The sequence below is a fragment of the Eudoraea sp. genome (genome assembly GCF_049665975.1).
Lineage (GTDB): Bacteria > Bacteroidota > Bacteroidia > Flavobacteriales > Flavobacteriaceae > Eudoraea.
This window is the reverse complement of the sequence record NZ_JBATGR010000026.1, coordinates 1-1,953: the sequence shown is the minus strand read 5'-3', so window position 1 is coordinate 1,953 and position 1,953 is coordinate 1. Positions and strand designations below refer to the sequence as shown.

2 protein-coding genes are annotated in these 1,953 nt (G+C 38.6%); one reads left to right on the top strand and one right to left on the bottom strand.

Annotated features, from left to right (window positions below; translation table 11 throughout):
• The first annotated feature begins 1 nt into the window (after position 1).
• A complete protein-coding gene (locus WBN20_RS00890) occupies positions 2-1,264 on the top strand; it encodes an exo-beta-N-acetylmuramidase NamZ family protein (RefSeq protein WP_424274065.1) in 1,263 nt (420 codons plus the stop codon).
• 3 nt (positions 1,265-1,267) lie between these two features.
• Here WBN20_RS00890 and WBN20_RS00885 read toward each other — a convergent pair.
• Positions 1,268-1,953, bottom strand: a 686-nt coding sequence (locus WBN20_RS00885) for a sterol desaturase family protein (RefSeq protein ID WP_424280375.1), incomplete at its 5' end; no start/stop codon positions are given.

Sequence of the window (1,953 nt, the reverse complement as noted above, 5' to 3'; positions counted from 1 at the left end):
GATGGCTTTTTTATCCAGGTTCAAAAATACATTTTTATTGTGGCTTTTGATACTAACCGCTTGTGGAAACCTTGTAAAAAAAGATAAAGATTCAGCAGCTTTAGAATTACCAGATACTGATGTATTGCTAGATTCAGTAATCCTTGTTGGTGCCAATTCTACCGAAGTATACCTTCCTTACCTGCAAAATAAAAAGGTGGGGGTAGTTGCCAATCAGACCAGTATTATTTTTAAGAACTACAGCTCAGAAAATGCAAAAAATAAGAATTTTACACACCTGGTAGATTCACTTTTGTTACTTGATATTGAAATAAAGAAAGTATTTGCTCCTGAGCACGGATTTCGCGGAATGGCAGATGCCGGAGAGCATGTAAAAGATGGTACGGACACAAAAACCGGACTTCCAATTACCTCACTTTACGGTAAAAACAGAAAACCAACTTCATCACAATTAGACAAGCTGGATATTGTGGTATTTGATATTCAGGATGTGGGGGTTAGATTTTATACTTACATAGCCACCATGCAATTAGCAATGGAAGCCTGTGCAGAAAATGGTATTCCTTTTTTAATCCTTGATCGCCCCAATCCTAATGGTCATTACGTTGATGGACCAACAATGGAAATTGAACATAAGGGATTTCTGGGTCTCACTACCATTCCCCTGGTCTATGGTATGACCATGGGAGAATATGCCCAAATGATTAATAATGAAGGCTGGCTCGCAAATGGTATCAAAGCTGATTTAACTGTAATACCACTCAAAAATTATACACATAATTCAAGCTATAATATCCCGGTGAGACCTTCGCCTAATCTTCCAAACCAGGCAGCCATTAACCTTTATCCCAGCCTGGGGCTATTTGAAGGCACCAATATTAATGCCGGTCGGGGTACAGAAAGTCAATTTCAAAGATATGGAGCTTCTTTTCTCGATAGCACTGCCTATGATTTTAGCTATGTTCCAAAACCCAATTTTGGATCTAAAAACCCCAAAGAATCAGGTAAAAAATGCTTTGGCAAGGATCTCTCTGCGTGGCCAAGAATGAGCGAAGTATCCTTGCAATGGTTAATTGATGCATATAATAATACCACAGATAAAAAATTAGTCTTTAACCGAAGTGGTTTTACTAAACACGCTGGCACGGAAAAACTACAGCAACAAATTGAAGCCGGACTTAGCGAAAAAGAGATAAAAAACAGCTGGCAGGGCGACCTGGAAAAATTCAAACAAATACGAAGTAAATATCTCCTTTACAAATAATGTCTACTTACCTATAGGAGTAGTGGTTGGCTTTCTATACTTATGGAAAGGTTGCTTTAGCAGGCCGGATACACTTCCATTTTCCTTTTTGTCAGGAAAAGTGTCTACGCCATACACAATTTGGCCGCGGTTTAGTTTCATGAAAGTCCCGAAGATATGATCCCAGACAGAGAAAATATTTCCATAATTAGAATCTGTATAAGGTAGCCTATAATGGTGATGCACCTTATGCATGTCGGGCGATACAATCACCCAACTTAGAATATCGTCCACTTTTTTTGGTAAGCGGATATTAGCATGACTAAATTGAGTAGCAACAAGAGATAAAGATTGATAGAGCATTACTATTCCTATAGGCGTACCCACTATAAATACTCCCATTAATGTGAATGTAAAACGGATAAGACTCTCCAGTGGGTGATGTCTGTTGGCCGTGGTTGTATCTACTTCATGATCTGTATGATGAACCAAATGAATCATCCATAGGGGTTTCACCTTATGTTCCACATAATGTGCAAGATAGGCCCCAATGAAATCGAGAAGTAAAACGCCTAAAACGACATAGAGCCATAGGGGAATTTCAGGTAACCAATTTATAATACCGAATTTAGTTGTCGTAACCCAATCGCTGGATTTCAACAGTACAAAAGCCAGCCCAAAATTGATAAGAATTGTGGTAAGTGTAAAGA

What these genes read in the sequence shown, in the direction of transcription:
- WBN20_RS00890 (WP_424274065.1), top strand. Translation starts at nt 2, where the DNA reads ATGGCTTTTTTATCCAGGTTCAAAAATACATTTTTATTGTGGCTTTTG.